This is a genomic window from Faecalicatena sp., from assembly GCF_058819085.1.
In genome coordinates this window covers 1-22,792 of the sequence record NZ_JBZUUL010000012.1, presented here as the reverse complement: position 1 = coordinate 22,792, position 22,792 = coordinate 1, and the positions used below count along the sequence as shown (strand labels likewise).

At 42.5% G+C, this 22,792-nt stretch carries 26 protein-coding genes; 19 read left to right on the top strand and 7 right to left on the bottom strand.

Features of this window, described 5'->3' with window-relative positions; genetic code table 11:
- Positions 1-14 precede the first annotated feature (14 nt).
- Complete coding sequence (locus tag AC4OGX_RS05900; RefSeq protein ID WP_493329077.1) at positions 15-158, top strand: hypothetical protein; 144 nt, start codon at positions 15-17, stop codon at positions 156-158.
- A gap of 145 nt (positions 159-303) precedes the next feature.
- Here the strand turns inward: AC4OGX_RS05900 and AC4OGX_RS05895 are convergent, their stop codons facing one another.
- A complete protein-coding gene (locus AC4OGX_RS05895) occupies positions 304-867 on the bottom strand; it encodes a ferritin-like domain-containing protein (protein ID WP_493329076.1) in 564 nt (187 codons plus the stop codon).
- Positions 868-1,097: 230 nt separating this feature from the next.
- Between AC4OGX_RS05895 and AC4OGX_RS05890 the strand changes: the two genes are divergently transcribed.
- The 8 genes from AC4OGX_RS05890 (at position 1,098) to AC4OGX_RS05855 (ending at position 11,476) form a co-directional block, all read left to right on the top strand.
- Positions 1,098-3,353 carry a bifunctional diguanylate cyclase/phosphodiesterase gene (locus AC4OGX_RS05890; RefSeq protein WP_493329075.1) on the top strand — a complete coding sequence of 752 codons (2,256 nt, stop codon included), beginning with the start codon at positions 1,098-1,100 and terminating at the stop codon, positions 3,351-3,353.
- Positions 3,354-3,366: 13 nt separating this feature from the next.
- Positions 3,367-4,416, top strand: a complete 1,050-nt coding sequence (gene rsmH / locus AC4OGX_RS05885) for a 16S rRNA (cytosine(1402)-N(4))-methyltransferase RsmH (RefSeq protein ID WP_493329074.1) — start codon at positions 3,367-3,369, stop codon at positions 4,414-4,416.
- Between the two features lie 180 nt (positions 4,417-4,596).
- A complete protein-coding gene (locus AC4OGX_RS05880; protein WP_493329073.1) occupies positions 4,597-5,520 on the top strand; it encodes a CAP domain-containing protein in 924 nt (307 codons plus the stop codon).
- Positions 5,521-5,720: 200 nt separating this feature from the next.
- Positions 5,721-6,497: an ABC transporter ATP-binding protein gene (locus tag AC4OGX_RS05875; RefSeq protein ID WP_493329071.1), complete on the top strand. Its 777-nt coding sequence runs from the start codon at positions 5,721-5,723 to the stop codon at positions 6,495-6,497.
- A complete protein-coding gene (locus AC4OGX_RS05870; RefSeq protein WP_493329070.1) occupies positions 6,487-8,523 on the top strand; it encodes an FtsX-like permease family protein in 2,037 nt (678 codons plus the stop codon). Before AC4OGX_RS05875 ends, AC4OGX_RS05870 begins: the two co-directional genes overlap by 11 nt.
- A gap of 35 nt (positions 8,524-8,558) precedes the next feature.
- A complete protein-coding gene (locus AC4OGX_RS05865) occupies positions 8,559-9,239 on the top strand; it encodes a response regulator transcription factor (protein ID WP_493329069.1) in 681 nt (226 codons plus the stop codon).
- A gap of 1 nt (position 9,240) precedes the next feature.
- A complete protein-coding gene (locus tag AC4OGX_RS05860; protein WP_493329068.1) occupies positions 9,241-10,278 on the top strand; it encodes a sensor histidine kinase in 1,038 nt (345 codons plus the stop codon).
- Positions 10,279-10,399: 121 nt separating this feature from the next.
- Positions 10,400-11,476, top strand: a complete 1,077-nt coding sequence (locus AC4OGX_RS05855; protein WP_493329067.1) for a helix-turn-helix domain-containing protein — start codon at positions 10,400-10,402, stop codon at positions 11,474-11,476.
- Positions 11,477-11,581: 105 nt separating this feature from the next.
- On the opposite strand, the gene AC4OGX_RS05850 is transcribed toward AC4OGX_RS05855, so the two are convergent.
- Positions 11,582-11,887, bottom strand: coding sequence for a nucleotidyltransferase domain-containing protein (locus AC4OGX_RS05850; protein ID WP_493329168.1), 306 nt, complete (start codon positions 11,885-11,887; stop codon positions 11,582-11,584).
- Positions 11,888-12,058: 171 nt separating this feature from the next.
- Between AC4OGX_RS05850 and AC4OGX_RS05845 the strand changes: the two genes are divergently transcribed.
- The 3 genes from AC4OGX_RS05845 to AC4OGX_RS05835 all read left to right on the top strand — a co-directional run bounded on the left by AC4OGX_RS05845 (position 12,059) and on the right by AC4OGX_RS05835 (position 15,186).
- Entirely contained in the window at positions 12,059-12,871 is an 813-nt protein-coding gene (locus AC4OGX_RS05845) for an EcsC family protein (protein WP_493329066.1), read from the top strand.
- Between the two features lie 79 nt (positions 12,872-12,950).
- Positions 12,951-13,808, top strand: coding sequence for a helix-turn-helix transcriptional regulator (locus AC4OGX_RS05840; RefSeq protein ID WP_493329065.1), 858 nt, complete (start codon positions 12,951-12,953; stop codon positions 13,806-13,808).
- Positions 13,809-13,818: 10 nt separating this feature from the next.
- Positions 13,819-15,186, top strand: coding sequence for an MATE family efflux transporter (locus tag AC4OGX_RS05835; protein WP_493329166.1), 1,368 nt, complete (start codon positions 13,819-13,821; stop codon positions 15,184-15,186).
- Between the two features lie 102 nt (positions 15,187-15,288).
- Here the strand turns inward: AC4OGX_RS05835 and AC4OGX_RS05830 are convergent, their stop codons facing one another.
- The 5 genes from AC4OGX_RS05830 to AC4OGX_RS05810 form a co-directional block, all read right to left on the bottom strand.
- Positions 15,289-15,792 (bottom strand): hypothetical protein, encoded by a 504-nt coding sequence (locus tag AC4OGX_RS05830; RefSeq protein WP_493329064.1) that lies wholly within the window; start codon positions 15,790-15,792, stop codon positions 15,289-15,291.
- A 34-nt stretch (positions 15,793-15,826) separates the two neighbouring features.
- Positions 15,827-16,201: a DUF3795 domain-containing protein gene (locus AC4OGX_RS05825; protein WP_493329062.1), complete on the bottom strand. Its 375-nt coding sequence runs from the start codon at positions 16,199-16,201 to the stop codon at positions 15,827-15,829.
- Positions 16,202-16,250: 49 nt separating this feature from the next.
- Positions 16,251-16,556 (bottom strand): DUF3784 domain-containing protein, encoded by a 306-nt coding sequence (locus AC4OGX_RS05820; protein WP_493329060.1) that lies wholly within the window; start codon positions 16,554-16,556, stop codon positions 16,251-16,253.
- Positions 16,557-16,817: 261 nt separating this feature from the next.
- The gene (locus tag AC4OGX_RS05815; RefSeq protein ID WP_493329058.1) at positions 16,818-17,465 is read right to left on the bottom strand and encodes a zf-HC2 domain-containing protein; all 648 of its coding nucleotides are present in this window, start codon (positions 17,463-17,465) and stop codon (positions 16,818-16,820) included.
- Positions 17,452-17,949 carry an RNA polymerase sigma factor gene (locus AC4OGX_RS05810; protein ID WP_493329057.1) on the bottom strand — a complete coding sequence of 166 codons (498 nt, stop codon included), beginning with the start codon at positions 17,947-17,949 and terminating at the stop codon, positions 17,452-17,454. Before AC4OGX_RS05810 ends, AC4OGX_RS05815 begins: the two co-directional genes overlap by 14 nt.
- Before the next feature lie 256 nt (positions 17,950-18,205).
- Between AC4OGX_RS05810 and AC4OGX_RS05805 the strand changes: the two genes are divergently transcribed.
- The 7 genes from AC4OGX_RS05805 to AC4OGX_RS05775 form a co-directional block, all read left to right on the top strand.
- A complete protein-coding gene (locus AC4OGX_RS05805; RefSeq protein ID WP_493329056.1) occupies positions 18,206-18,580 on the top strand; it encodes a GntR family transcriptional regulator in 375 nt (124 codons plus the stop codon).
- 2 nt (positions 18,581-18,582) lie between these two features.
- A complete protein-coding gene (locus AC4OGX_RS05800; protein WP_493329055.1) occupies positions 18,583-19,443 on the top strand; it encodes an ABC transporter ATP-binding protein in 861 nt (286 codons plus the stop codon).
- The gene (locus tag AC4OGX_RS05795) at positions 19,440-20,081 is read left to right on the top strand and encodes an ABC-2 transporter permease (protein ID WP_493329054.1); all 642 of its coding nucleotides are present in this window, start codon (positions 19,440-19,442) and stop codon (positions 20,079-20,081) included. The genes AC4OGX_RS05800 and AC4OGX_RS05795 overlap by 4 nt, the downstream gene beginning before the upstream one ends.
- A 266-nt stretch (positions 20,082-20,347) precedes the next feature.
- Positions 20,348-20,575: a helix-turn-helix transcriptional regulator gene (locus AC4OGX_RS05790; protein ID WP_493329053.1), complete on the top strand. Its 228-nt coding sequence runs from the start codon at positions 20,348-20,350 to the stop codon at positions 20,573-20,575.
- Complete coding sequence (locus AC4OGX_RS05785; protein WP_493329051.1) at positions 20,575-20,886, top strand: hypothetical protein; 312 nt, start codon at positions 20,575-20,577, stop codon at positions 20,884-20,886. Before AC4OGX_RS05790 ends, AC4OGX_RS05785 begins: the two co-directional genes overlap by 1 nt.
- 503 nt (positions 20,887-21,389) lie before the next feature.
- The gene (locus AC4OGX_RS05780; RefSeq protein WP_493329050.1) at positions 21,390-22,064 is read left to right on the top strand and encodes a DUF5680 domain-containing protein; all 675 of its coding nucleotides are present in this window, start codon (positions 21,390-21,392) and stop codon (positions 22,062-22,064) included.
- The coding region (locus AC4OGX_RS05775; RefSeq protein ID WP_493329049.1) for a radical SAM protein at positions 22,064-22,792 on the top strand (729 nt) is incomplete at its 3' end. The genes AC4OGX_RS05780 and AC4OGX_RS05775, both read left to right, overlap by 1 nt.

Here is a 22,792-nt window from a genome sequence, read left to right as displayed (position 1 = left end):
GAAAGGAAAATTAAATGGCTAAAATTGAAAAGATCGTCCATGGTGATTTTGATACGATATTGGATACAATACACAGAGCAGTATTGAAAAAAGTTCTACTTCATCCTGTGAGGAGGGAAGTGAAGAGGCATTTCTGGAGACGATTTCCAATGCCATAGACAATATGTAACAGTGTACCATGAAAGGTGCAGGCGAAGCAGTATCATATCGGAATTCTGCTTACGGCCTGCTCCTTTTTAACATGTGGAAAGTAAGATGGCAGCTGCAAAAACAGGCTCTGTCTATCATACAGATGCATAAGATCTAAGAACAATATTCCTCATACAGCGCTTCAAATAATTTTACATGAAGTTCTTCATCCTCGATGATCCGTTTCAGACATTCTGTGATATATGTATCCTGGATCTTCGCACACTGATTTTGGTATTTCTGAATCGTCAATTTTTCCCGTGTTATGGAATTCAAAAGCATAGGTTTTAATTCGAGGGCATAGGTATTATATGCTGGTGTCCAATAATGCATCTGCCTCCCCTGGTGTGTCCAGAGCCTGGGGTTCTCGCCCATGAGCCTTGCAATCTCGCCAAATATGTGCAGATGGTGCATTTCAACGATACTGACCTGTTTAAAGATCCCAGACAGCCGCGCATCATCGTCGATCAGCAGGTTATTGTAAAGATAAATACTTACGGTTGACATTTCTGAGTGCTGCCCGCCCATGTTATCTAACATCATTCTTCCGTAAAGCGGATTGCGTTCATCGGCCCGTACAGGCGGATATGGGGCGGATGCCTGAAAACGTTCCTTTGGCTGTGCAGCGTCTGGATGCTGCTCCCGGGAAGAATCTTCCCGCTGTTTTTCATTTTGCATATGATATACTCCTTTTTACAGCAATTTCTAATATACAATTTATGTGAACAGGGAGAAAGATATACGGGAATCACAAGATCACATTCAAATTACTTCGCTATAATTAACATTGCCTCGAGAGGAAATCTGATATATAATGGGAATAACGTGAAAAAGGGCTGATATTTCCTGAAATATTCCCCGTTATCAGCTGAAAGAAATATAGAGAATGATAGTCATAGGAGTATTAGATGAGTACAAAAAATGCAAAAAATTATTATAGGGCTGTCATTTTGATCTGCCTGTGTTTTTTTATTGTCGGAATGGGGCTGACCCTCTATATGATGGAACGTGATAAGGAACAGAGCGTCAAACATTTTACGGAATCCGTCTGGAGTATTAACAGTTCACTGAATAATCTCATCAAAAGTAATATTGAAACATTGGATGGCGTGGCGCTGACGATCGGTGAGATCGAGGTGACAGATCTGGGCCGTCTGCTTCCTGTTATAGAGGAGATCAATAATCGGAACGCATTTTACAGAATGGGTTTTATCGATGCGGATGGAAAAGGGGATATGGTGGATATGGATGGAGTCATCCATCAGGATATCGACTTTTCTGATGAATGGTTCTATCAGCAGGCCATGGAAGGAAACAATTCCCTGTCAGGTACGATAAAAGATGCCTTTAGCGGCCAGTATTTGAATTATTACGGTGTGCCGGTGGTGATACAGGGAGAGAACATAGGTGTTCTTGCAGCGGCTGACAGAACAGAACGGCTCAGGAGTATTTTGGATACATCGGCATACAGCCGAGGCGGTTTTGCAAATCTGATCGATTACGAAGGAAACTATATCATCCGTTCTGTGAAGTCTGCTGATATCATAAACTTGAGCGAGCTGGGCGAGTTTCCTGCCGGGCAGCTTGAACAGGTAAGGAAAGGGTTGGAGGCAGGCAAAGAGGGTGTTGCGGAATTTAAGAATGACGGCTCCACCTTCTGGGTGATCTATCAGCCGCTGGGGATCAATAACTGGTTTATACTGGGCATAGTGAAAGAACAGGTGGTGAATGCGGCATACTATTCCATCATGGGAACAGTTGCCCTGGTCGCTGCTGCAATGATTATCTTTGTGTTTTTGATCTACAGCATGAACCGGATGCAGAGAAAGAGTGAGAGCCGCCTGGAAAAGCTGGCATACCAGGATCCACTTTTGAAAATGAATAATTTTGTCAGGTTTTCTATGGATCTGAAGGAGAAATTGAACAAGGAAGCTTTCAAAAAGGCGGCATTTTGGTACGGGGATATCGATAATTTTAAGATATTTAATGAAACCTTTGGGTATGAGGCCGGGGATCAGCTTCTGAAGAATATGGCAGGAATTTTGGAGGAATTCTCCAGGGAAGGGGAACAGTTCTGCAGGGAAAATGCGGATCATTTTGTGGGGATACGCTATTATGAGAACCATGAGGAGCTGGTCGGCTGGTATCATAGTCTGACAGAGAGGCTGGAGCAGTATGTCATGTTTGATCACGATTCCTTTAGACTGGTGTTCAGCATTGGATTTTATTGTGCTGACAGGCCGGAGGACTTTCTGACGGTAAACGAGATGTATAACAGGGCAAAGATGGCCCAGAAGTCTATTAAACAGGAGAAGAATATCAGGTATGCCTTCTATTCAGACGAGATACGCAAGAGGCTTTTGCGCGAAAATGAATTAGAAGCACGGATGGAAAGCGCATTGGAAGCAGGAGAGTTTCAGTTATTTATCCAGCCCAAGACGGCTACACTTGAAAATAACCGGATCACCGGAGGGGAAGCTTTAGTCAGATGGATGATTCCGGGGCAGGGAATGATCAGCCCGGGTGAATTCATACCTCTCTTTGAGAAAAATGGATTCATCGTTCCTTTGGACAGATATATGTTCAAAAGCGCCTGCGCCTGGCTGAAGACCTACCTGGATGAGGGCGGAAGACCCATCCGTATCGCAGTTAACGTATCCAGGCTTGGTATATTCCAGGAGGATTTCCTTAAATATTATACAAATATGAAAACGCAGTATGGGATTCCGGATGGGATGCTGGAGCTGGAGTTTACAGAAAGTCTGGCGATAGAAGATAATGTCCAGCTTGGGCGGCGTGCCCGTCAGCTGCAGGAACGTGGGTTTATCTGCTCCTTAGATGACTTTGGGGCAGGCTATTCTTCTCTGAATACGCTAAAGGATCTGCCCATCGATGTATTGAAGCTGGATATGCTGTTCTTTAAAAAGGGAACAGATGCATTAAAGGCACGTATTATTGTCGCTAATGTCATTCGTCTGGCTAAAGAACTGAATATCAGGATCGTTGCGGAGGGAGTGGAGGAGCCGGACCAGGTAGAATTTTTACGGGAAAGTGCCTGTGATGTGATTCAGGGCTTTGTGTTCGAACGCCCGATCCCTGCCAGTGATTTTAGGGAACTTTTAAGAAAGGACCCCACCGGAGACTGGGGAGCCGGATTTCAATAGGAAAGGATTATTTATGGAAAATCAGGAACAGAAGCATAAAAGACGTCCCCGCTATAAAGGGACGCATCCAAGAAACTATCAGGAAAAGTATAAGGAGCTGCAGCCGGAGAAATATGCGGACACGATTGAAAAGGTGATCCAAAAGGGAAGCACTCCGGCCGGGATGCACATTTCCATCTGTGTACAGGAGATCCTGGACTTTTTACAGATCCGGCCGGGACAGAAAGGCCTGGATGCCACACTGGGATATGGGGGGCATACCCAGGCGATGTTAAAATGCCTGGAGGGCCAGGGACACATCTATGCCCTGGATGTAGACCCCATCGAATCGGCAAAAACAAAAGAGCGCCTGGAAAAGCTGGGCTACGGGCCGGATATTTTGACGGTGAAGCTTCTGAATTTTGCCAATATCGACCAGGTGGCAGAGGAAGCGGGGCTGTTCGACTTTGTGCTGGCCGACTTAGGTGTCTCTTCCATGCAGATCGATAATCCGGACCGCGGATTTTCTTATAAGACGGACGGTCCCCTTGATCTTAGGATGAATCCTCAAAAAGGGATCACAGCGGCAGAACGTCTGCGCACCATAGAGGAAGAAGAACTGACGGGGATGCTGATCGAGAACGCGGATGAACCTTATGCTGCCGAGATCTCCCAGGCAGTTGTTACGAAGATTAAGAGGGGCGGCGAGATCGGGACGACGAAGCAGCTTCGGGATCTGATCGAGGACACCTTGCAGTTTCTTCCGGAAAAAGAGCGGAGGGAGGCTGTGAAAAAGTCCTGCCAGAGGACCTTTCAGGCGCTTCGCATCGATGTGAACCAGGAATTTGAGGTTTTGTATGAGTTTTTAGATAAACTTCCCCATATTCTCGCACCGGGCGGCCGCGCGGCGATACTTACCTTCCATTCCGGGGAGGACCGTCTGGTGAAGAAGTCCTTCAAGCAGTTCCATAAGGAAGGGCTGTACAGCGAGGTGGCCAGGGACGTGATCCGTCCTTCCGCGCAGGAGTGTGCAAGGAACAGCCGGGCACGGTCCACGAAAATGCGCTGGGCAGTAAAGGCATAGACGATGCAGTGCGGCCGCGGGGAGCACAAAGCAGGACACGTAATGTCTGCCAGCATTCGGAAAAGGTACCAGTTATTGCTTGTATCTTTTTCCGGCTGTACATGTTAACATCTTGTTTGTAACAATTATGTAATATTTAATTCATAATTACATAACAAAAAGATACAACAGGAGGTTTACATGAGAAAATTATCGGTTTTAGCAGTTATGACAGCCGCAGCCATCGCGGGAAGTGCAGCACTTCCGGTTCAGGCTGCCGACACAAAGGTGATGAAGAAGCCGGTCACAAGTCAAAGAGTGACTGTGATCCAGGGAAATGATCTGAATGAATTAAAAGATAAGCTGAATGAAAAGCTGAATGGACTGGAAGGCAGTATAGGTGATATTTACTGGCAGGTCTGCCCGCCGGATGTGATCCTTCCGGATGGAAATACCCCTGGTCAGCCGGGGCCTGATGTGCCGGACACTGACCAGCCGGGACCGGATAATAATGTGCCGGATACGGATCAGCCGGACACAGATGTGCCGGGCGGTAATGTGCCGGATACGGATCAGCCGGGCACAGATGCACCGGATAATAACTTACCGGATACTGATCAGCCGGATACCGATCAGCCGGACACAGATGCACCGGATACGGAAAAGCCGGACGGGGATGTGAATAAGCCGGGCGGTGATACCGGAAAACCGGACGGGGACAGCAGCAAGCCAGGGCCGGATTCTCATGACCGGACATTTGCACAGCAGGTCGTAGACCTGGTAAATGCGGAAAGAGTGAAGGCTGGATTGATGACGCTGACAGTGGATGAGAAGATCGAGGCTGCCGCGTTGGTGAGAGCTAAAGAGACAGAGGTTTCCTTCTCCCATACAAGACCGAACGGTACGTCCTTTAGTACAGCACTTACGGAACAGGGTGTTTCCTACAGAGGCTCCGGCGAGAACATCGCATGGGGACAGCGCACGCCTCAGGAGGTCATGACCGGCTGGATGAACAGCGACGGACACAGAGCCAATATCCTGAATCCAAAGTTTACGAAGATCGGAGTCGGATATTATCAGAATGCCGCAGGGCGTAATTACTGGACACAGCTGTTTACTTACTAAATAAGAATGGATACCTCTAAAGCAGACCGATGAAAGATTAAATCTGCTGCTTTAGAGGTATTTTTTTTCGCAGAAATCTGCTCTGCGAGTCAACCTTTCACCCACTGTAAGTGTTTTCTAAGAGAGTCTTCCTGTATAATAAACTTATCAAACAGCGGGGCCCGCGCTGGTGATAAAGATATTCGAAGGGAGAAGAACTGATGAAACAGAAGATTTTAGATATTCAGTCATTGAAAAAGAATTACGGAAAAGGAAGTAATCTTACAAAGGCGCTGAATGGGATCACATTTCAAGTTATAGAGGGGGAATTTTTAGGAATCATGGGAAGCAGCGGATCCGGAAAGACAACGCTGCTCAACTGTATTGCAACGGCTGTTCATCCGACGGAAGGTAAGATTCTTTTAAACGAAGAGGACATCAGCCGCTTTAAAGGCAGAAAACTGGCAGATTACCGTGGGAAACGGATCGGCTATCTGTTCCAGAACTTTGAACTTTTAGATAATCTGACCGGAAGAGAGAATATCCTTCTTCCTCCGGCGATCCACAATATCCCGGAAAAGGAAGGTACAGGCAGGCTGAAAATGCTGGCAGACTATCTGGAGATCGAGGATGTCCTGGACAAATTCCCCTCACAGATGTCAGGGGGACAAAAGCAGCGGATTGCGGCGGCAAGAGCCATGATCCTGACCCCGGAAATCGTTCTGGCGGATGAGCCGACAGGGGCGCTGGATACGAAGAATGCCAAATCCCTCATGGAAAAGCTGTCCATTCTGAATCAGCAGGAGCAGTCTACAATCCTTATGGTGACACATGACTGCAATGCAGCAAGCTACTGCTCACGTATCCTGTTCATACAGGACGGGAAGATCTTCCATGAATTAAGGCGGAAGTTCCCGAAAGAGTCACAGCAGGAATTTTATGAGAGGATCCTGATGGTCATGGCGCAGTTGGGAGGAGGCAGTGCAAATGTTCTTTAATCTTGTATGGAAAAACAGTAGAAAAAACAGGAAAGAAAATGGTCTGTTCTTTGCCTCGCTCATTGTTTCGATCATCGCATTTTATATCATTTTGTCCCTGGAAAATCAGGATGTCATGCAGTTTTTGCTGAAAATGGAAAGCGATGCGGTGAACAGAATCTACCAGCTGCTTCCGGCGCTTTACGGTGTTTCATTGATCCTTCTGTTTTCCCTGGTGTATTTTGCGGGAACATATCAGATGCAGCTTAGAAGCCACGAGCTGGGAATGTATCTGATGATGGGCATGCGGCGTTTTCGTATGTTTGTAATGCTGATGGCAGAAGACGTTTTCCACAGTCTGTTTGCTCTTTTGATCGGGATTCCCGCTGCAGTTTTTCTGTCGGAAATGATCAGCCTGATCACGGCAAAGATTGTGGGGCTGGGGATTATCGGACACAGCTTTCGTATTTCCTGGACCGCGGTTCTGTGGACCGTGATCGGTTTTATCGCAATCAAATCGGCGGCCATGCTGATCTTCTGCACCAGTGTGATGAGAAAAGAGATCATAAGTCTGCTGGCAGACACACAGGAAGAGAAGCAGAAGGTGAAAAAAAAGGGGATCGGAATCGTGGAATCACTGGCCGGGATCTGTCTGCTGGCCGGAGCGTATGGTCTGGCGATTCAAGGAAAGGCCTGGCAGAATGTGGGGAATATGGGGCTGACTCTATTACTGGGTATCACAGGAACCGTTCTTTTATTCAGGGGAATCGGGATCCTGTTAGAGATTCTGTTCAAGATCAAAAAACAAAAGAAGGGACTGGAGACCTTTACGTTCCGTCAGCTGCAGGAGAATGTTTTTCAGCGTCCGGGATCTCTGGCGGTGTCTTCCCTATTGATCCTGGCAGCGCTGTGCTGCTTTGGCTTCGGAGTTTCCGTCAGCTGGCAGCAAGACGGAAAAGAGGCTCATGTGTTCGATTATACCTTTGTGGTGGATGGAAAGTCCATAGAACAGGCTCTTCAAAAGGCAGGAGTAGAGGATGATTTTTCCCGGATGCTTGAGGTAAAGACGGGGATGGCGGATGACGAGGAGAATTTCTCCTGTCAAGAACTGATTCAGGCCGTGGATTCCCTGGAAGACTCGGAGGCCAAAGCGAATCTGATCAACAACCTGAGGTACTTCACAACTCCTTATTTTATATCCCTTTCTGGTTATAACCAAATCTTAATGCTTGCAGGGGAACAGCCGATCGAGTTGAAGGACGGCCAGGCGGCGCTTTATGGTGATGTGGAATTGAATACAGGCAAACAGAGAGAACTGCTCAATGCCGCTTTGCAAAAGAAGCCTGATATTGAGATTGGAGGAACCTCTTATCAATTATTAGAACGGATGTATCAGACAGATTTTGTAGTTGACCGTTCCATCACAATTGCATTCGGAGTGATCATTCCGGATTCTTTGTATGACCAGCTTGTGACGGAACGCTCCGATTCCTATCTGAATGCGGTTCTTAAGGAAGAACTGGTGAAAGAAAAAGGTCTGATGCAGGCAATGCAGTCAGTCAACGGGAAGCTGGACGGGACCGGGATAGAGTACGAGAGTTATCTGCAGAACATGGGAAGACAGCTGTTCTACAAGGTAGCACTGGGATATATCACGATCTATCTGGCGGTCATTTTCCTGATCATCGCCAACACCGTTATGGGAGTACAGTATCTGATGCACCAGCAAAAGACGAAAAAAAGATATCATACTTTAATCCGTCTGGGCAGCTCATACAAAGCACTGTGCCGCAGCAGCAACAGACAGATCGGATGGTATTTCGGTCTTCCCATATTCGTTGCTGTGCTCAGCAGTATTTTCGGAGTCCAGGCATTGTTTGCCGGATTTTTGACGGACAGTATCCGGTTTATGCAGGAGGGACTGCTTAAGATCACCGGGACTATGATTCTTTTCATTATTGTGATAGAATTTATTTATATGTCAGCCGTGATGCGGCTTGGCAGCCGGCAGATCCTTTGGAGGATGGACAACAAAAGAGAAGAGTAGGGACGTATGAGATCAAGAAGGAGCGGAGTGGAAAAATGAGCAGGATTGTCATTGTGGAGGATGAGATTTTTATGCGGGATGAGCTTCAGGATCTGCTTGAAAAGGCAGGGTATGAAGCCTGCTGCCTGGACGATTTTTCAGACACGGCTTCACAGGTCCTAAGCAGGGAGCCGGATCTTGTCCTCCTGGACATCAACCTGCCGGGGCAGACCGGATTCGAGGTTTGCAAGTTTATCCGGCAGAAAAGCCTCGTGCCGGTTCTTATCCTGACCAGCCGGGATGCCATGAAGGATGAGCTTCATGCCCTGGGGCTGGGAGCGGATGAATACCTGGCAAAGCCCTGCCATAAGGAACGGCTGCTGGCAAGGATCGCGAATCTTTTGCGCAGATCCGGACCACAGGATCATTTCCTGCAGGTACCGGGAATCCGTTTGGATTCCAATACGTTTACACTCTATACTGAAAAGACCTCTGTCGTTCTGCCTGAAAACCAGGGCAAGATCATGGAACAGCTTATGTCTTGTTATGGACAGATTGTATCGAGAGAGGATCTGTTCCAGACATTGTGGGGAACCGCACAGTACGTGGATGAGAATGCGCTGCAGGTGAATATGACCAGGCTGAAAAAGACGCTTGGCAGGCTGGATCTGGCCCATCGCATCGTGACCGTCAGAGGCACCGGATATTATTTAGAGCAGAGACAGGAGGAGAGATGAGATGCCGGGAAAATGGATCAGTCTTTGTAAGACTCATATCATCTGGCTTGGAATGCTCGGATGTACGGACCTTATGTTTGGTATCTTCTTATGGCTTTTGAATCCGGAGGCTTTCTGGGTGCTGTTTGGTGTCATGGTCTTTGTCTCTCTGGGCATCTTTGGACTTTCTATGTGCATCACATATAATAGGGAACGAAAAAAAGAGGAGGCTTTTTGGGAAATACTGGAGTACCCGGAATTATTCGAGGAAGAAAAGCTGCCCCATGTTTTTCAGGGAGCAGACCGCGGTATGGTGCTGGCGGCGGTACAGAAGCTACAGACGGAAGCGGCGAGGATCAGGGATCAGGATTCTCATATCCGGGAATATGAAGACTACATGGAGGCATGGGCACACGAGGTCAAAACGCCGCTGGTTCTTATGACATTTGTGCTGGACAACCGAAAGGATGAGATGTCCCTTAAGGCCTATCAGAAGCTGGAGTATGCCAGAAACCAGCTCCAGGAGGATATCAGCCAGGTTTTATACTATGCAGGGCTTTTTGCCCCTCATTCGAACAGCATTCTAGAGCGGCTTTCCCTGAGAGAATGCTGTGAGGAAGGGATGAGGGAGTATGCGGTTCTTTTGGAAGAGCACAGGTATATCGTAAAAAATGAGGTGGAGGAGCTTTTTGTTGTATCGGACAGAAAAGGCCTGACCTTTATGATCAGCCAGGTGGTCAGCAACAGCATCAAATATGCGGACCAGACGAAGGAAAAGAACGAATTACATTTTTACACAAAACGTTCCGAAAGCGGGAAGGAGATTTCTCTTCATCTTCGTGACAACGGCATCGGAGTTCCTGCGTATGATCTTCCCTTTTTATTTGATAAAGGGTTTACGGGACAGAACAGGGGAGAGCAGAAAAAGGCAACGGGAATGGGCCTTTATCTGGTAAAAGAGATTGCCCGGAAGCTGAAGATCGAGGTGGATGTCCGTTCTGAAAACGGGAAGGGATTTGAGATTATTTTTCAATTTCCCTGTGTAGATTCTATCAAATAAACCTGTGGTTAACTTTTTACCTGGTTTCGTTAAAAAGCGCTCAATTGTGGGAGCGTTTCTTAAAATGGTATAATCAGTTTAGCAACAGAGAAACACGTAAACGAGATCAGGAGGAAAAAATATGCCGATTTGTACAATTATTCATGACAGAAGAAAAGAACTTGGGCTTACCCAGGAGAAGGTAGCAGAATATCTGGGAGTATCGACCCCGGCTGTAAACAAGTGGGAGAAGGGCACTACGTTTCCTGATGTGACTCTGCTGGCGCCCCTGGCACGGCTGCTTGAGGTGGATATGAATGTCCTGTTCAGCTTCGAGGAAGAGCTTTCACAGCAGGAACTGGGGAAATTCTGCATGGAACTGTCGACCGTGGCAAAAGAACAGGGACTGGATCGCGGATTCGAACTGCTGGAGGAAAAGATGCGTAAATATCCGAAATGCGGCGCCCTGATTCAGAGTGCGTCCGTCACATTAGACGGTTTTGTGATGATGGCAGGCCTGCCGGTGGAGGAGAAGGAAAAGTATGAAAAGAAACTGATTGATCTGTATCAGCGTGCAGTGGAGGTTGGAGACGAGAAGGTACGGGCCTTGTCTTTTCACAGATTGACAAGTATGTATACGCAGAGAGGAGAATATCAAAAGGCCAGGGAAGTCCTGGAACTTATCCCGGAAAAGGTGACGGTGGACAAAAAACAGCTTGAGAGCAGGCTGTTGTTAAAAGAAGGTAAGGCCGATGAGGCAGCAGTTATCTTAGAGCAGTCCCTTGTTACCAAGCTGAATGAGCTGATGTCTCTGCTGATGTTTTTGCTGGAATGTGAGGTGGAGCGGGGCAGGACGGATGCAGTGGAGCATATCACAGGAGCCTGGAAGAAGACAGCGGGTGCATTCAAATTATGGAAATACGGCGAGGAGGTGCTTTCCTACCATGCCGCTGTGATCCAGAAGGATATACCGGAGACGATCACTCTCTTAAAGAGGCTTATGCCGCTGATTACCCGGCCATGGGATATGAAAGAGACGGTATTGTTCAAGGATCTGGCCCCGGAAAAAACGCAGAAGGCCGAGGTCCCGAATGTGGGAAAACAATTCCTGCCGGGATTGATCTCAGAGCTGGAACATAACCCAATGTATGATTTTATTCAGGGAAATGAAGAATTTCAGGAAGTGCTTGAGAGCTTTAAAAAGGCTGCGAAAGAGTAATGTAAGCGTTCATAGGGAGTAAAAACGGGACATCTTGCCGGTGTGGAGGAAGATGTCCCGTTTGATTATTCAGAAGTATCCATTTTTGTACCTACATCCAATTGATCAGGCTGCTTCATATAATGTTACCCCCTCTTTTTGAACATTTGTATAAAACGGATAAGAATTCCCCCAGTGCTTAAAGTGCTCTTCATTTTTTACAACGGACATTATCCAAATATCATGCTCCACATTGTACTGAAATCCTAACTCTGATAAGTAGTCCGAATATTTTTCAATTTCGCCCTCCGAAAGATCAACTAAAATCATAATATCTACATCCGAATCACTGGTGAAATCTCCTCTGGCATAGGAACCATATAAAATAACGCTTTTTAAATGAGAACCATATATCTTTTGTATTTCAGTCAGAACAAGAGTTTTGAGTACCTGGCGAAAAAGCTTTCACACTCAAAGGATTGCATCCATCCTAAAATCCAGGTATAATAACCCCACCGAACAATAATATAAGGGATGGAGATATCGAGAGGAAAATGAGAATTACAGCATTGAGATATAATTTCCGGCACAAAGGAGACACACATGGCATTTTTTGACAAGAAAACAGCACTTCAAAAGGAGTGGGAAAAACTAAAGAAACAGGAGCAGCGTTTCCTTTTAAAGCGGATGGAGAAGAAGGATACCCTTCTAAACAGAACGCTTGCCGATAAAGTGCCGCCGAAGCTTCAAAGTACGCTGGATACGGCGTTTTCGAAGGCATTTGAGCTGGTCTTTGAGAAAGGGACCGGAGTAATTGAGAAGACTTATAAAAAGGAAAAGCTTGAGCAGGAATATCAGGTTCACCATTATGCGGCCAAACTGAGCCAGGACAAAAAGTCTCTTCGCACATTTTCGAATAAGGCAAGGGAAACAGGGGCGAAAAATCTTCTCTTTTCCGGTGTGTCCGGGATCGGGATGGGAGTATTGGGGATTGGTCTGCCGGATATCCCTGTCTTTACGGGAATGATTCTGAAAAATATATACGAAATAGCACTGCAGCATGGATATGGGTATGAGACGAGGGAAGAGAAGTATTTTATTCTGCTGGTGATCCAGGGAGCGGTATCCTACGGCGAGGCATTGGAGCAGGCAGATAGAAAGCTGAATGAATTTATTGAAAACCAAAGAATCCCGGAAGGCTATGAAGAAAGGAAACAGATCCAAAAGACTGCAGGAATGTTATCCAAAGAACTGCTTTACATGAAATTTTTGCAGGGCATTCCCATCGCCGGAGTGGTGGGCGGTGCCTATGACGCTGTCTACATGCAGCGTATAACGGCATATGCGGGACTAAAATATAAGCGGAGGAAGTTTCATGATTTCATGAAAGGAGATTCGGAAGAAGAATTAATATGATAAGTGAAAGACCGCAAGATTCATGAAAACCTGCGGTCTTCTTTTTATTATAATCTAAGCGGAAAGGAGGGAGGCTGCATTGAACAGTAATCTGGAAAATATCGTAACTGTTATTCATTATATAGAAGAACATCTGACCGAGAAACTGAATCTGGATGCGATTGCCAGGGCAGCAGGCTATTCGAAATATCATCTGCACCGGATGTTTGCGGATACCGTGGGGTTATCGATCCATGAGTATGTGAAACGCAGGCAGCTGACAGAGGCCGCAAAGCTGCTCGTGTTTTCCGACCGGACGATCCTGGAGATCTCACTGCTTGCCGGATATGAAAGCCAGCAGGCATTTACAGATGCTTTCAGGCAGATGTACAAAAAATCGCCGAACGAATATCGGATCAAAGAAGAATTTTATCCCCTGCAGCTTAGATTTGACTTGGAAAAATATTTAAACCAAAATGTATCATATGAGGATATGGAGGACAAGATCTGCTTTGCAAAAGATGAGGATATCCCGTTGTGGATGGAGCTGGTCCGGCTGATCGTGGATGGCTATCCACACCTCAATGAGGAGGAGTACTGGGAAATATTAAAGCAGAGTATCAAGGAAAAGAGGGCACTGATCCTGAAACAGAAAAAAACGGCAGTTGGAGTTATGATGATAAACTATGAAACAGGCTGCATCGAATTTTTCGGGGTCCATCCTCTATACCGTAAGAGTGGGATCGCGAAAATGTTCCTGGATAAGGTGATGAATGAATTGCTTCCTGACATGGAGATATCCATCACGACATTCCGGGAAGGAGACAAGGCGGATACCGGTTATCGGGAAACATACAAAGCCTTAGGATTCGCAGAATCGGAGCTGCTCGTGGAATTCGGGTATCCAACACAGAAGATGGTGTTTTGCAAAAGCTGTGGAGGGCAGGCCAATGAGTAGAGAAAGAAATATGACTGGGGAAAGGGAATTAAGCGGAGAGGATAGACGCAGTGGAGAGCAAAGCGAAAATCCCCTTGACCAGGAGTTTACGCTTTTTTCTCTGCTCAAGTTTGCCTTGCCGACCATAGGCATGATGCTGTTTATGGGATTTTATACGATTACAGATACGGTGTTCGTGTCCCGGTTTGTAGATACGAACGCACTGTCAGCCCTGAATATTGTCTGTCCGGTCATCAATCTCATTGTGGGGCTGGGAACCATGCTTGCTACTGGGGGAAGCGCGGTCGTAGCGAAAAAGATGGGAGAAGGAAACATAGACAGGGCGAAAGCCGATTTTACCCTGATTGTTTTGTTTGGTGTTGCATTGGGGGTGGTGATCGCGGTCCTGGGGACGGTCTTACTGGAGGATATTGTGTGGGGACTGGGGTCCAGTAGTGTACTCTATCCCTATTGCAGGGAATATCTGCTCGTTATCCTTCTTTTTACTCCTGCCAGCATGCTGCAGGTGCTGTTCCAGAATCTGATCGTGACCGCAGGAAAACCAGGATTTGGTCTGGTGCTTTCTATGGGCGCCGGGGCAGCTAATATCATACTGGACTATATTTTCATGGTCCCATTGGATATGGGAGTGAAAGGAGCTGCTTTGGGGACTGGGATCGGATATGTGATCCCTGCTGCTGCGGGGATTTTCTTCTTTATGAGCAGAAAGGGCACACTGTCGTTTACAAAGCCAAGCCTGGATGTATCTGTTCTGCGAAAAAGCTGCGGAAACGGAGCATCAGAAATGGTCAGTCAGATTTCCACAGCAGTTACCACCTTTTTCTTTAACCTGACAATGATGAGACTTTTGGGAGAAAACGGGGTCGCGTCCATCACGATCCTTATCTATACACAGTTTTTACTGACCACGTTGTATATCGGATTTTCCATGGGAATTGCGCCTGTGATCAGTTTTCACTATGGGGCAGGGCATACTCTGCGGCTGAAGAAAATATTTCGGATGGCCCTGGGATTTATCCTCTCCAGCTCCCTTCTCATTTTCCTGATATCTATGACAGGAAGGCAGGAACTTGTACGACTTTTTACAGGGAGGGAAAAAGAGGTGTATCAGATCACTACCGCTGGTTTTCAGATTTTTGCATTCAGTTTTCTGTTTTCGGGCATCAACATCTTTTCATCCGCTGCGTTTACGGCACTGTCCAACGGAAAAATATCGGCGGCGATCTCATTTTTGCGAACCTTTGGGTTTCTTATGATCGGGCTGATCGTTCTGCCGCACATGCTGGGCGTGACAGGCGTTTGGCTTGCCGTCCCTTTAGCCGAGGCATTCACATTCTGCACAGCCTTGGTTCTGATGAAAAAAAGTGCAGTATTTTAAAGCGATTTTAGTAACTATCCTGAACCGCCGATATACCCCTGGTATCATATCGCCCTGGTTATAAGGGGGATATGATACCAGGGGAGCGGCGGTTTCGCTTTGTTATGTATCAAATCTGCAGAGGTGGAGAGTATCAGTATCCATATCATAAAGTCCTAATGTGAAATTGAATGAATTTCTATGCAGAATATCTGCTCCCGTGGCTTTCTCGGACTTGGCCTGTCTGTCAATTAAACAATAATATCCTCTTTGAATTTCTGGGATAAGTTCATTCCCTTCATCATCTGTCAAAATTGACCCCATGGTGGTGGTTTCATCTGATGTGCCATATATTAATGTTTTTACAGTTTCATTTAATGGAAACGCTTTCCATTGAGAGTGTTCTTTAATTTGTTCCAAAACTTTACCATCGGAAAAACTTAGAACAATATAAGTCGTTCCATCACCATGAAATCCTCCGTGATTATCCATATTGGATATCTCATCACCATTTGATACATCAATCCCTAGTTCATTTGAAATAGTGTTTAGAGGCTCTTGTGAACTACAGGCGTAAAGAAGGAGTAAAACAAGTAATATACCGATTACAGAAATTATTCGTTTCATAAATCAACTATGCACCTCCACAGATTTTAAACGTTTATATCTTTAAATTTGCTGCCTTGTTAAAAAAGGCTTTTTCTAAGTGTTCATATTCATCTTGTGAGCAGATAGATTTGCACTTTTCCTTATATACACAAGAACGTTTGAGCATACTGTTTATTTTGGCACAAGGAAATTCTGAACATTGATTACACTTATCGACCTTATGCTCTTTTATGCATTCAACTAACTGATATGTGCAGTCTTTATGTGAAGAACATCCTGTGCAGCGAATTTCATTATGTGACACAATGGTATCCCTCCATCCCACACGATACCATAATTCAGCCACATTATTTAATTCTTCTTCCGTTTTTGCTAAATATCTGGGACATTCCAAACAGTTATCTCCACACAAAGTGATTTTTTTCATTGTAGTTTCTCCTATAAATACGATTTTAGTTTAGAAAACTGGGATTATCTTATTTCTTCCGACTTATTGTATTTACTAATAAAATGGTGATAATCACAACTGCAATTCCTAATATTGTAAATACATTTTCTAAGTTGTCGGCTGCTGTTTCTCCAATTAAACAAGAAATAATAAGAAGCACGTCTGTTGCGATCATACAACTGCCCATTATGTGACATAGCCTTTTATAATTATATTTTTCTTTCTCTTCACTGCTCATAGCATTGTAGCCGGCTATAAGCCAGCCTCCTTTTCCACGAAAAAAAACAAGCGCTAAAATAGCAAATAGGACAATTAGTATATACCGATCTACCATAAGATTTTCCTCCTCGAATTCATAGGTTCAATTCTACCATTCTGCCTAATTGAGTAATTTTTTTGCTTTGAATATAGGTATTATTTCGTGCAAAATCAATGACTGGATTACAAAAATCTTTTACAGAATACCATAAATAATATTCCTTTTGTATTACAGCCCCTATCTATCGGACAACACTTTTGCGGCTGAAATACTATCATCTACGTTTCTACAAATATTATAGCACTATATTCCAATACCGTCATTTTTTTCTTCTTGTCAATCCTCCCATATTAACTCTGAATTTTCAGCAATAGCAGCATAGTCTATCAGACCTTCCAGCTCAAATTCGCCATAATATATCTGATCAATTTCATCTTTGTCCCCTAAACAAAAGGTATCTTTATAATCATCTTTTTTAAGAATTGGTTGAATGTATTTTGACCACGGTGTTTCATAATAGTAAAATACTGTTATGCTTTTTTCACTTCCATTTATTGTTGTTTTGGAAGGTGCAAGAGATACTGTTCCTCCTAAATTTTTATCCTGATAAGTAGCATAAAGTTTTCCGTCTACTTCATCAATGCTAATTATATCATTATCATATGGGATGCAAGTTTTCGCTAAAATCGCATAAGAATGGAAACCGATAGCTATAAGAATGGTAGCAATTATAGCACTAACCAAAATAATTGTGTTCTTTTTCCGCAAATGCGATTTCAGTTTTTTGAACACCCTTGCCTCGGAAAGCTGGATATTTTTAGTTGACGGTAAAATAATATCTTGTTTTAAGATCTCCGCCTCATTTCTACAAGAATCACATGAGCTTAAATGTTCCTCTACCATTTCTTTCGTAGCATTACTCACAACACCATCTAAGTAAAGAGGTAGAACATCTTTAATAATATCGCAGCTAATTTTTTTCATACTCTATCGCCTCCATATATTCTAATATTTGTTTTTTAGCTCTATAAAAAGTTACTCTTGCCCAACAGGGACTTTTCCTAAACAACATTCCAATTTTCTCAAACGGTAATTCTCCAAATACTCGTAAACTAAACACTTCTTTATATGGCTCGTTCATATCATGAAGAAACTGGTGAATGAGAAAAGCGTTTTCTTCATCTACAAACTGCTCTGTAAAATCAATTTGCACATCTGCAACATTTTCAGAGATTTCCTTGTCTGCATAAATTTTTTGCCGTTTGCAGAATGTATAATATGTATTCTTGGCGATCGTAAATAGCCATGCCCGAATATCCTTTGCGCCATCATATGTATCTATAGATTTTAGTGCCTTTGCAAAAGTTTCTTGTGTCATTTCTTCGGCAACATCTTCATTTGCTGATAGACTGCATAAATACAAAAAAACATCTCGAAAATATGATCTATAGATTTGTTCAAAGTCCACGCCTTTCACCCCCTTTCACTCTATTAACTATCTAGTTTAAAAAATGTTACAATGTTTATCAAAAAATTGATTTTTCTCTAACCAAAAGTTTATTGTATCTGCTGGAGAATTACAAGCAAATAACTATTTAAGAATAACAAAACAGCTAAAGGCGGTAGGAAATCTCTATCACCTTTATACTTTTTCTTGACATCTGTCACAGTGTGTAATACACTGTAATGGTAATAGTAATACAGTGTAAGGCGGGAGGAGAAAATTGGAGCTATTCATTAATAACCATGCAAGCAAACCCATATATGAACAAATATCAGACCAGATTAAAGCGCTGGTAATGAGTGGTGAATTACAGGCAGGCGAAGCGATTCCGTCCATTCGCGCAATGGCTAAATCACTACATATCAGTGTTTTAACAGTACAGAAGGCATACGATAAACTGCAGGAGGATGGATTTATTGAAACCACTGCCGGAAAAGGCTGCTTTGTATCTGCACAAAATCAAGATTTTTATTTGGAAGAACAACAAAAAAAGATTGAAGAACATTTCAACGAAGCAATCGGAATTGCCCGGTCAAGCGGTATAAAATTAGATAAATTGATTGGCCTTTTGTCACTGTTGTATGAGGAGGATTAAAAATGAATACAGCATTAACGATTACAGGATTAACAAAGAGATATAGCAGCTTTATACTGGATCATGTTTCTTTCAGCATACCATCTGGAAGTATTGTGGGATTGATTGGCGAAAATGGTGCAGGAAAAAGCACAACTATTAATTCTATCTTAGGTCTTATAAAAAAAGATAGCGGGAAAATCACGATTTTAGGTCACGATATAGAGAATTTAGATCGTTCTGTAAAAGAAAAAATTGGTGTTGTTTTTGACGGAAGTAACTTTTCTGAGGAATTAACTCCTGTTAAGCTAAGTAAAGTATTGCGGGATATTTATTCTTCGTGGGATCAGCCCTGCTTTAACAGACTATTAGACCAGTTGAATATACCTGCAGCAAAGAAGATTAAAACGTTCTCCAAGGGGATGAAAATGAAACTTTCTATTGCGGCAGCGTTTGCCCACCATCCTCAGCTGCTGATTTTAGATGAAGCAACCGGTGGTCTTGACCCGATCGTGAGGGATGATATTTTAGATATGTTTTTAGAGTTTGTGCAGGATGAAGAACATTCTATTTTAGTATCTTCCCACATCACAAGTGATTTAGAAAAAGTTGCTGATTACATTGTCTTTATCCACGAAGGGAAAATAATTTTCTGTGAGCCTAAAGACGAACTGTTGGAACACTATGGGATTATGAAATGCGGGGCAGCACAATTTGATGCTATTGATAAAAAAGATATTGTAGCATATCGCAAACAGGATTATGAGTGGCAGGTATTGACTGCTGACAGGGAAAAGGCAGCCAGGAAATATCCGAAGGCAATCGTTACCCCTGTCACGATAGATGAAATTATGCTGCTCTATGTGAAAGGGGAAAACGAATGAAAGGACTAATTCGCAATAACTTCTATTCAATGGAAAATAATATAAAAATATCCTTTATTGTTGCATTATTTTTGGCGGCTTCCACTTTCTTTGCAAAACACAGTGCCTTTATTCAAGTGGTTATAGCTATGCAGTTATTTATCTTTATAGCAAATGTAGGGACTTCACTTCATGCTGATGTAGTATCAAAATGGAACAAGTTTGAACTTACCCTGCCTGTGAAATGCAATGATATAATAAAAGCAAAATACATCTCATTTGCAATATTGTTTTTGTTTGGCATAATGATGGGCGGCATTACAGCCCTTTCTAACTTTGTTACAAGTGGTTCTTCCAATATGGAAGCTGTACTTTATGGTTATACATTTGGTTTAACGCTTTCAGCAGCCACGACAGCAATTATGTATCCGCTTATGCTAAAATTAGGGACAGAGAAAAATGAGTTAATTATGATTTTATCGGCGATGGTTTCGATTGGATTAGTAGTCTTAGCAGCTGGCGTTTTAACTCCGCTGACTGGCGAAATGAACATGAAACATCCACTTGTAGGGATCGTATCGATGATAGTTGCGTTAGTGATGTTTGCCGGTTCATACTTTGTTTCCATAAAAATATATCGGAATAAAGAATTCAACTAAATGGCATAAGAAAAACAAACTTGCAGACCGTAAACTGGTTTCAGAATCTATGTACCGCCGCATGGGTAACACCATAGCGGCGGTTTTGTATGTTCCGCTATTGTTTATCAAAATGCTACCTGAACCTCACCTCAGTTCCACGTTCATTAAATATCCTGAATCTATCAAATTACCAGGAGGTTGTAAACAGTCATAAAAATCTTTCACATAATGTAAGAAATATGTTATAATCGGCAGTAGAACATTTCGGTAAAGGTGGTGAGCAAGTGGCTGTTAAAGATAAGTATAAGTTTGATAGTAAAATTCACGTATTCAGAGCAACTAAAAGAATGAGTCAGCAAGAACTTGCAGACCTTGTGGGAGTATCAAGGCAGACAATCATTCAGCTTGAACGAAACAGATATAATCCATCTATGCTTTTAGCATATAGTATCGCAAAGGTCTTTGATGTTCATATCGAAGACATATTCGATTTTGAGGAGGTAAAAAAATAGTGACTTTTTATGAATTGATGAGTAATATGGCTTTGGCATATTTTCTACAGGCACTTGCACTAATAACCACTGTATTATTTATAGTATATGCAGTCTCTAAAGAAGGACGGGATGAACACGGTCGGGCAATACTAGGAACAGCTTGTTTTTATGGTATCATTGCGTTGCTTATTTTTATGAACATAACGAGTTACTATATGTATCATGTTATTGAGAATATTATTATTTTTGCAAATACTTTACGTTTAATGTACAATGGTTTTTTGTTAGTCGTATTGATTTCTATTGCAATATTAAGAAAAACAAAATAGATCCGTTATGGTTACCTATTTGCAATGCATTAATGTGAATAGGTAATTTTTTAATTCTAAATGTAAGAAATATTTGACTTATAGTGAAAAATAAATTATAATGTCATTACAGATAGACAATAATCATAAGTAAAATACATTGTCTGGGAAGGAGGAATATGTAATGGATAATTTATGGGTATATATTTTAATTGCTGCGCTTATTTTAGGCGGAGGATGTTCAGTGGCTGGTACTTGGTGGAGTAAAAATAAGAAAAAGAAAGAGGAAAAAGAAGAGGAATAATTCAGTTTTACAATCCACCTGTTGTTTTGCTGCGTTAGAATACAAATTTGAAGTAATCCCAGGAGGGAAGTCTCCTGGGATTTTTTATAAGGCACAAGTCTTTTCTGTAATCAATAGATACTTTACTGTATTGTCTGCTTCAAGTGACATATTTGCATTTTCCTGGTGGTAGAATACCATTAAAAAATACTTTATAATTGTGATAAGGGAGGTGGCATCTATGAAATTAGAAGAAAAGTTGCAAATATTGAGAAAAAAGAATGGATATTCTCAGGAACAATTAGCCGATAAACTTGGTACAGCTCGTCAAACTATAAGCAAATGGGAAACTGGACAAGCAATTCCAGAACTGAATGGATTGATAGCGTTAAGCAAATTATATGGTATAGCGATTGATCGGATTGTTAAAGATGATGATGAATGTAATTTACCTATTTATAAAGGCGCAGATATAAGTGTAAATGAAATGATTTCCTTTTTGGTCTATGCAAAAGCACACACTTATCCTGTAAATGAAAATAAAGTTGCTTCTTCTCGAACAAAGTCACATGATTATAGTTACAGTGAAAACGGATATAAGTATCTTGATACATATTTAGGTGGAGAAAGATTTTCCGGTTCTGAAGCTGTCTGGTATCATGATAATCCTATATGGAGCATGAATTATATGGGACGTATAATCGGAGATTTTTTTGATAATGATTTTCTAAAAGAAGTTTTATTAAATGTTTCGGATAATATCCCTTATCGTGGCCCTGAAATTTATGTAAAGGGCGATTACCATTATCACTGTAAAGTGGAAGGAGATTTCGTCTGGTTTCAGGGATATGAAGAAATCTTTTATATGAAAGAAAAAATCTATGAATGCTATTTTCACGGAGGTATTATCAGCTGATGGAAATAATAGAAAAGCAAATAAATACCAGAGATTATTTAACAAAATCGAAGCTGCCTGCCAGTGATTATGTCATAAATCCATATGTTGGATGTCCTCATGCCTGTAAATATTGTTACGCCAGATTTATGAAAAGATTTACAGGACATACAGAGGAATGGGGAACTTTTATAGACATAAAAGAATGCGATAAACCTATATCTTTAAAAAGACTTCAGGGAAAATCAGTTTTTATATCGTCTGTTACTGACTGTTATAATCAATATGAAAAAAAGTATTGCATTACTAGAAATATTTTGGAGCAATTAATAAACACCGATTGTCAAATAACCATTTCCACAAAATCAGATTTGATTTTGCGCGATCTTGATATTTTAAAAAAACTACCAAATCTTAAAGTATCGTTTTCCCTGAATACATTGGATGAAAATTTCAGAAAAGATATGGATAATGCGAGTACGATTGCTGACAGACTACAGACAATAAAAATACTACATAAAGCAGGAATATATACAGTTTTGTTTATATCTCCCATATTCCCATATTTAACTGACTGGAAGAAAATCATCGAAAAGACAAGGAACATAGTAAATGAATATTGGTTTGAAAACCTGAATCTTAGAGGTTCTTATAAACAAACAATCCTGACATACATTGATACAAATTATTGTAGTCTGTCAAATGAGTATAGAAAAATATTTTTGCAGAAGGATAATACTTATTGGGAT

Bases quoted from the DNA above. Each gene is read 5' to 3' on its own strand.
- AC4OGX_RS05900 (WP_493329077.1), top strand. From the start codon at position 15: ATGGCTAAAATTGAAAAGATCGTCCATGGTGATTTTGATACGATATTG.
- AC4OGX_RS05895 (WP_493329076.1), bottom strand. From the start codon at position 867: ATGCAAAATGAAAAACAGCGGGAAGATTCTTCCCGGGAGCAGCATCCA.
- AC4OGX_RS05890 (WP_493329075.1), top strand. From the start codon at position 1,098: ATGAGTACAAAAAATGCAAAAAATTATTATAGGGCTGTCATTTTGATC.
- rsmH (WP_493329074.1), top strand. From the start codon at position 3,367: ATGGAAAATCAGGAACAGAAGCATAAAAGACGTCCCCGCTATAAAGGG.
- AC4OGX_RS05880 (WP_493329073.1), top strand. From the start codon at position 4,597: ATGAGAAAATTATCGGTTTTAGCAGTTATGACAGCCGCAGCCATCGCG.
- AC4OGX_RS05875 (WP_493329071.1), top strand. From the start codon at position 5,721: ATGAAACAGAAGATTTTAGATATTCAGTCATTGAAAAAGAATTACGGA.
- AC4OGX_RS05870 (WP_493329070.1), top strand. From the start codon at position 6,487: ATGTTCTTTAATCTTGTATGGAAAAACAGTAGAAAAAACAGGAAAGAA.
- AC4OGX_RS05865 (WP_493329069.1), top strand. From the start codon at position 8,559: ATGAGCAGGATTGTCATTGTGGAGGATGAGATTTTTATGCGGGATGAG.
- AC4OGX_RS05860 (WP_493329068.1), top strand. From the start codon at position 9,241: ATGCCGGGAAAATGGATCAGTCTTTGTAAGACTCATATCATCTGGCTT.
- AC4OGX_RS05855 (WP_493329067.1), top strand. From the start codon at position 10,400: ATGCCGATTTGTACAATTATTCATGACAGAAGAAAAGAACTTGGGCTT.
- AC4OGX_RS05845 (WP_493329066.1), top strand. From the start codon at position 12,059: ATGGCATTTTTTGACAAGAAAACAGCACTTCAAAAGGAGTGGGAAAAA.
- AC4OGX_RS05835 (WP_493329166.1), top strand. From the start codon at position 13,819: ATGACTGGGGAAAGGGAATTAAGCGGAGAGGATAGACGCAGTGGAGAG.
- AC4OGX_RS05830 (WP_493329064.1), bottom strand. From the start codon at position 15,792: ATGAAACGAATAATTTCTGTAATCGGTATATTACTTGTTTTACTCCTT.
- AC4OGX_RS05825 (WP_493329062.1), bottom strand. From the start codon at position 16,201: ATGAAAAAAATCACTTTGTGTGGAGATAACTGTTTGGAATGTCCCAGA.
- AC4OGX_RS05820 (WP_493329060.1), bottom strand. From the start codon at position 16,556: ATGGTAGATCGGTATATACTAATTGTCCTATTTGCTATTTTAGCGCTT.
- AC4OGX_RS05815 (WP_493329058.1), bottom strand. From the start codon at position 17,465: ATGAAAAAAATTAGCTGCGATATTATTAAAGATGTTCTACCTCTTTAC.
- AC4OGX_RS05800 (WP_493329055.1), top strand. From the start codon at position 18,583: ATGAATACAGCATTAACGATTACAGGATTAACAAAGAGATATAGCAGC.
- AC4OGX_RS05795 (WP_493329054.1), top strand. From the start codon at position 19,440: ATGAAAGGACTAATTCGCAATAACTTCTATTCAATGGAAAATAATATA.
- AC4OGX_RS05780 (WP_493329050.1), top strand. From the start codon at position 21,390: ATGAAATTAGAAGAAAAGTTGCAAATATTGAGAAAAAAGAATGGATAT.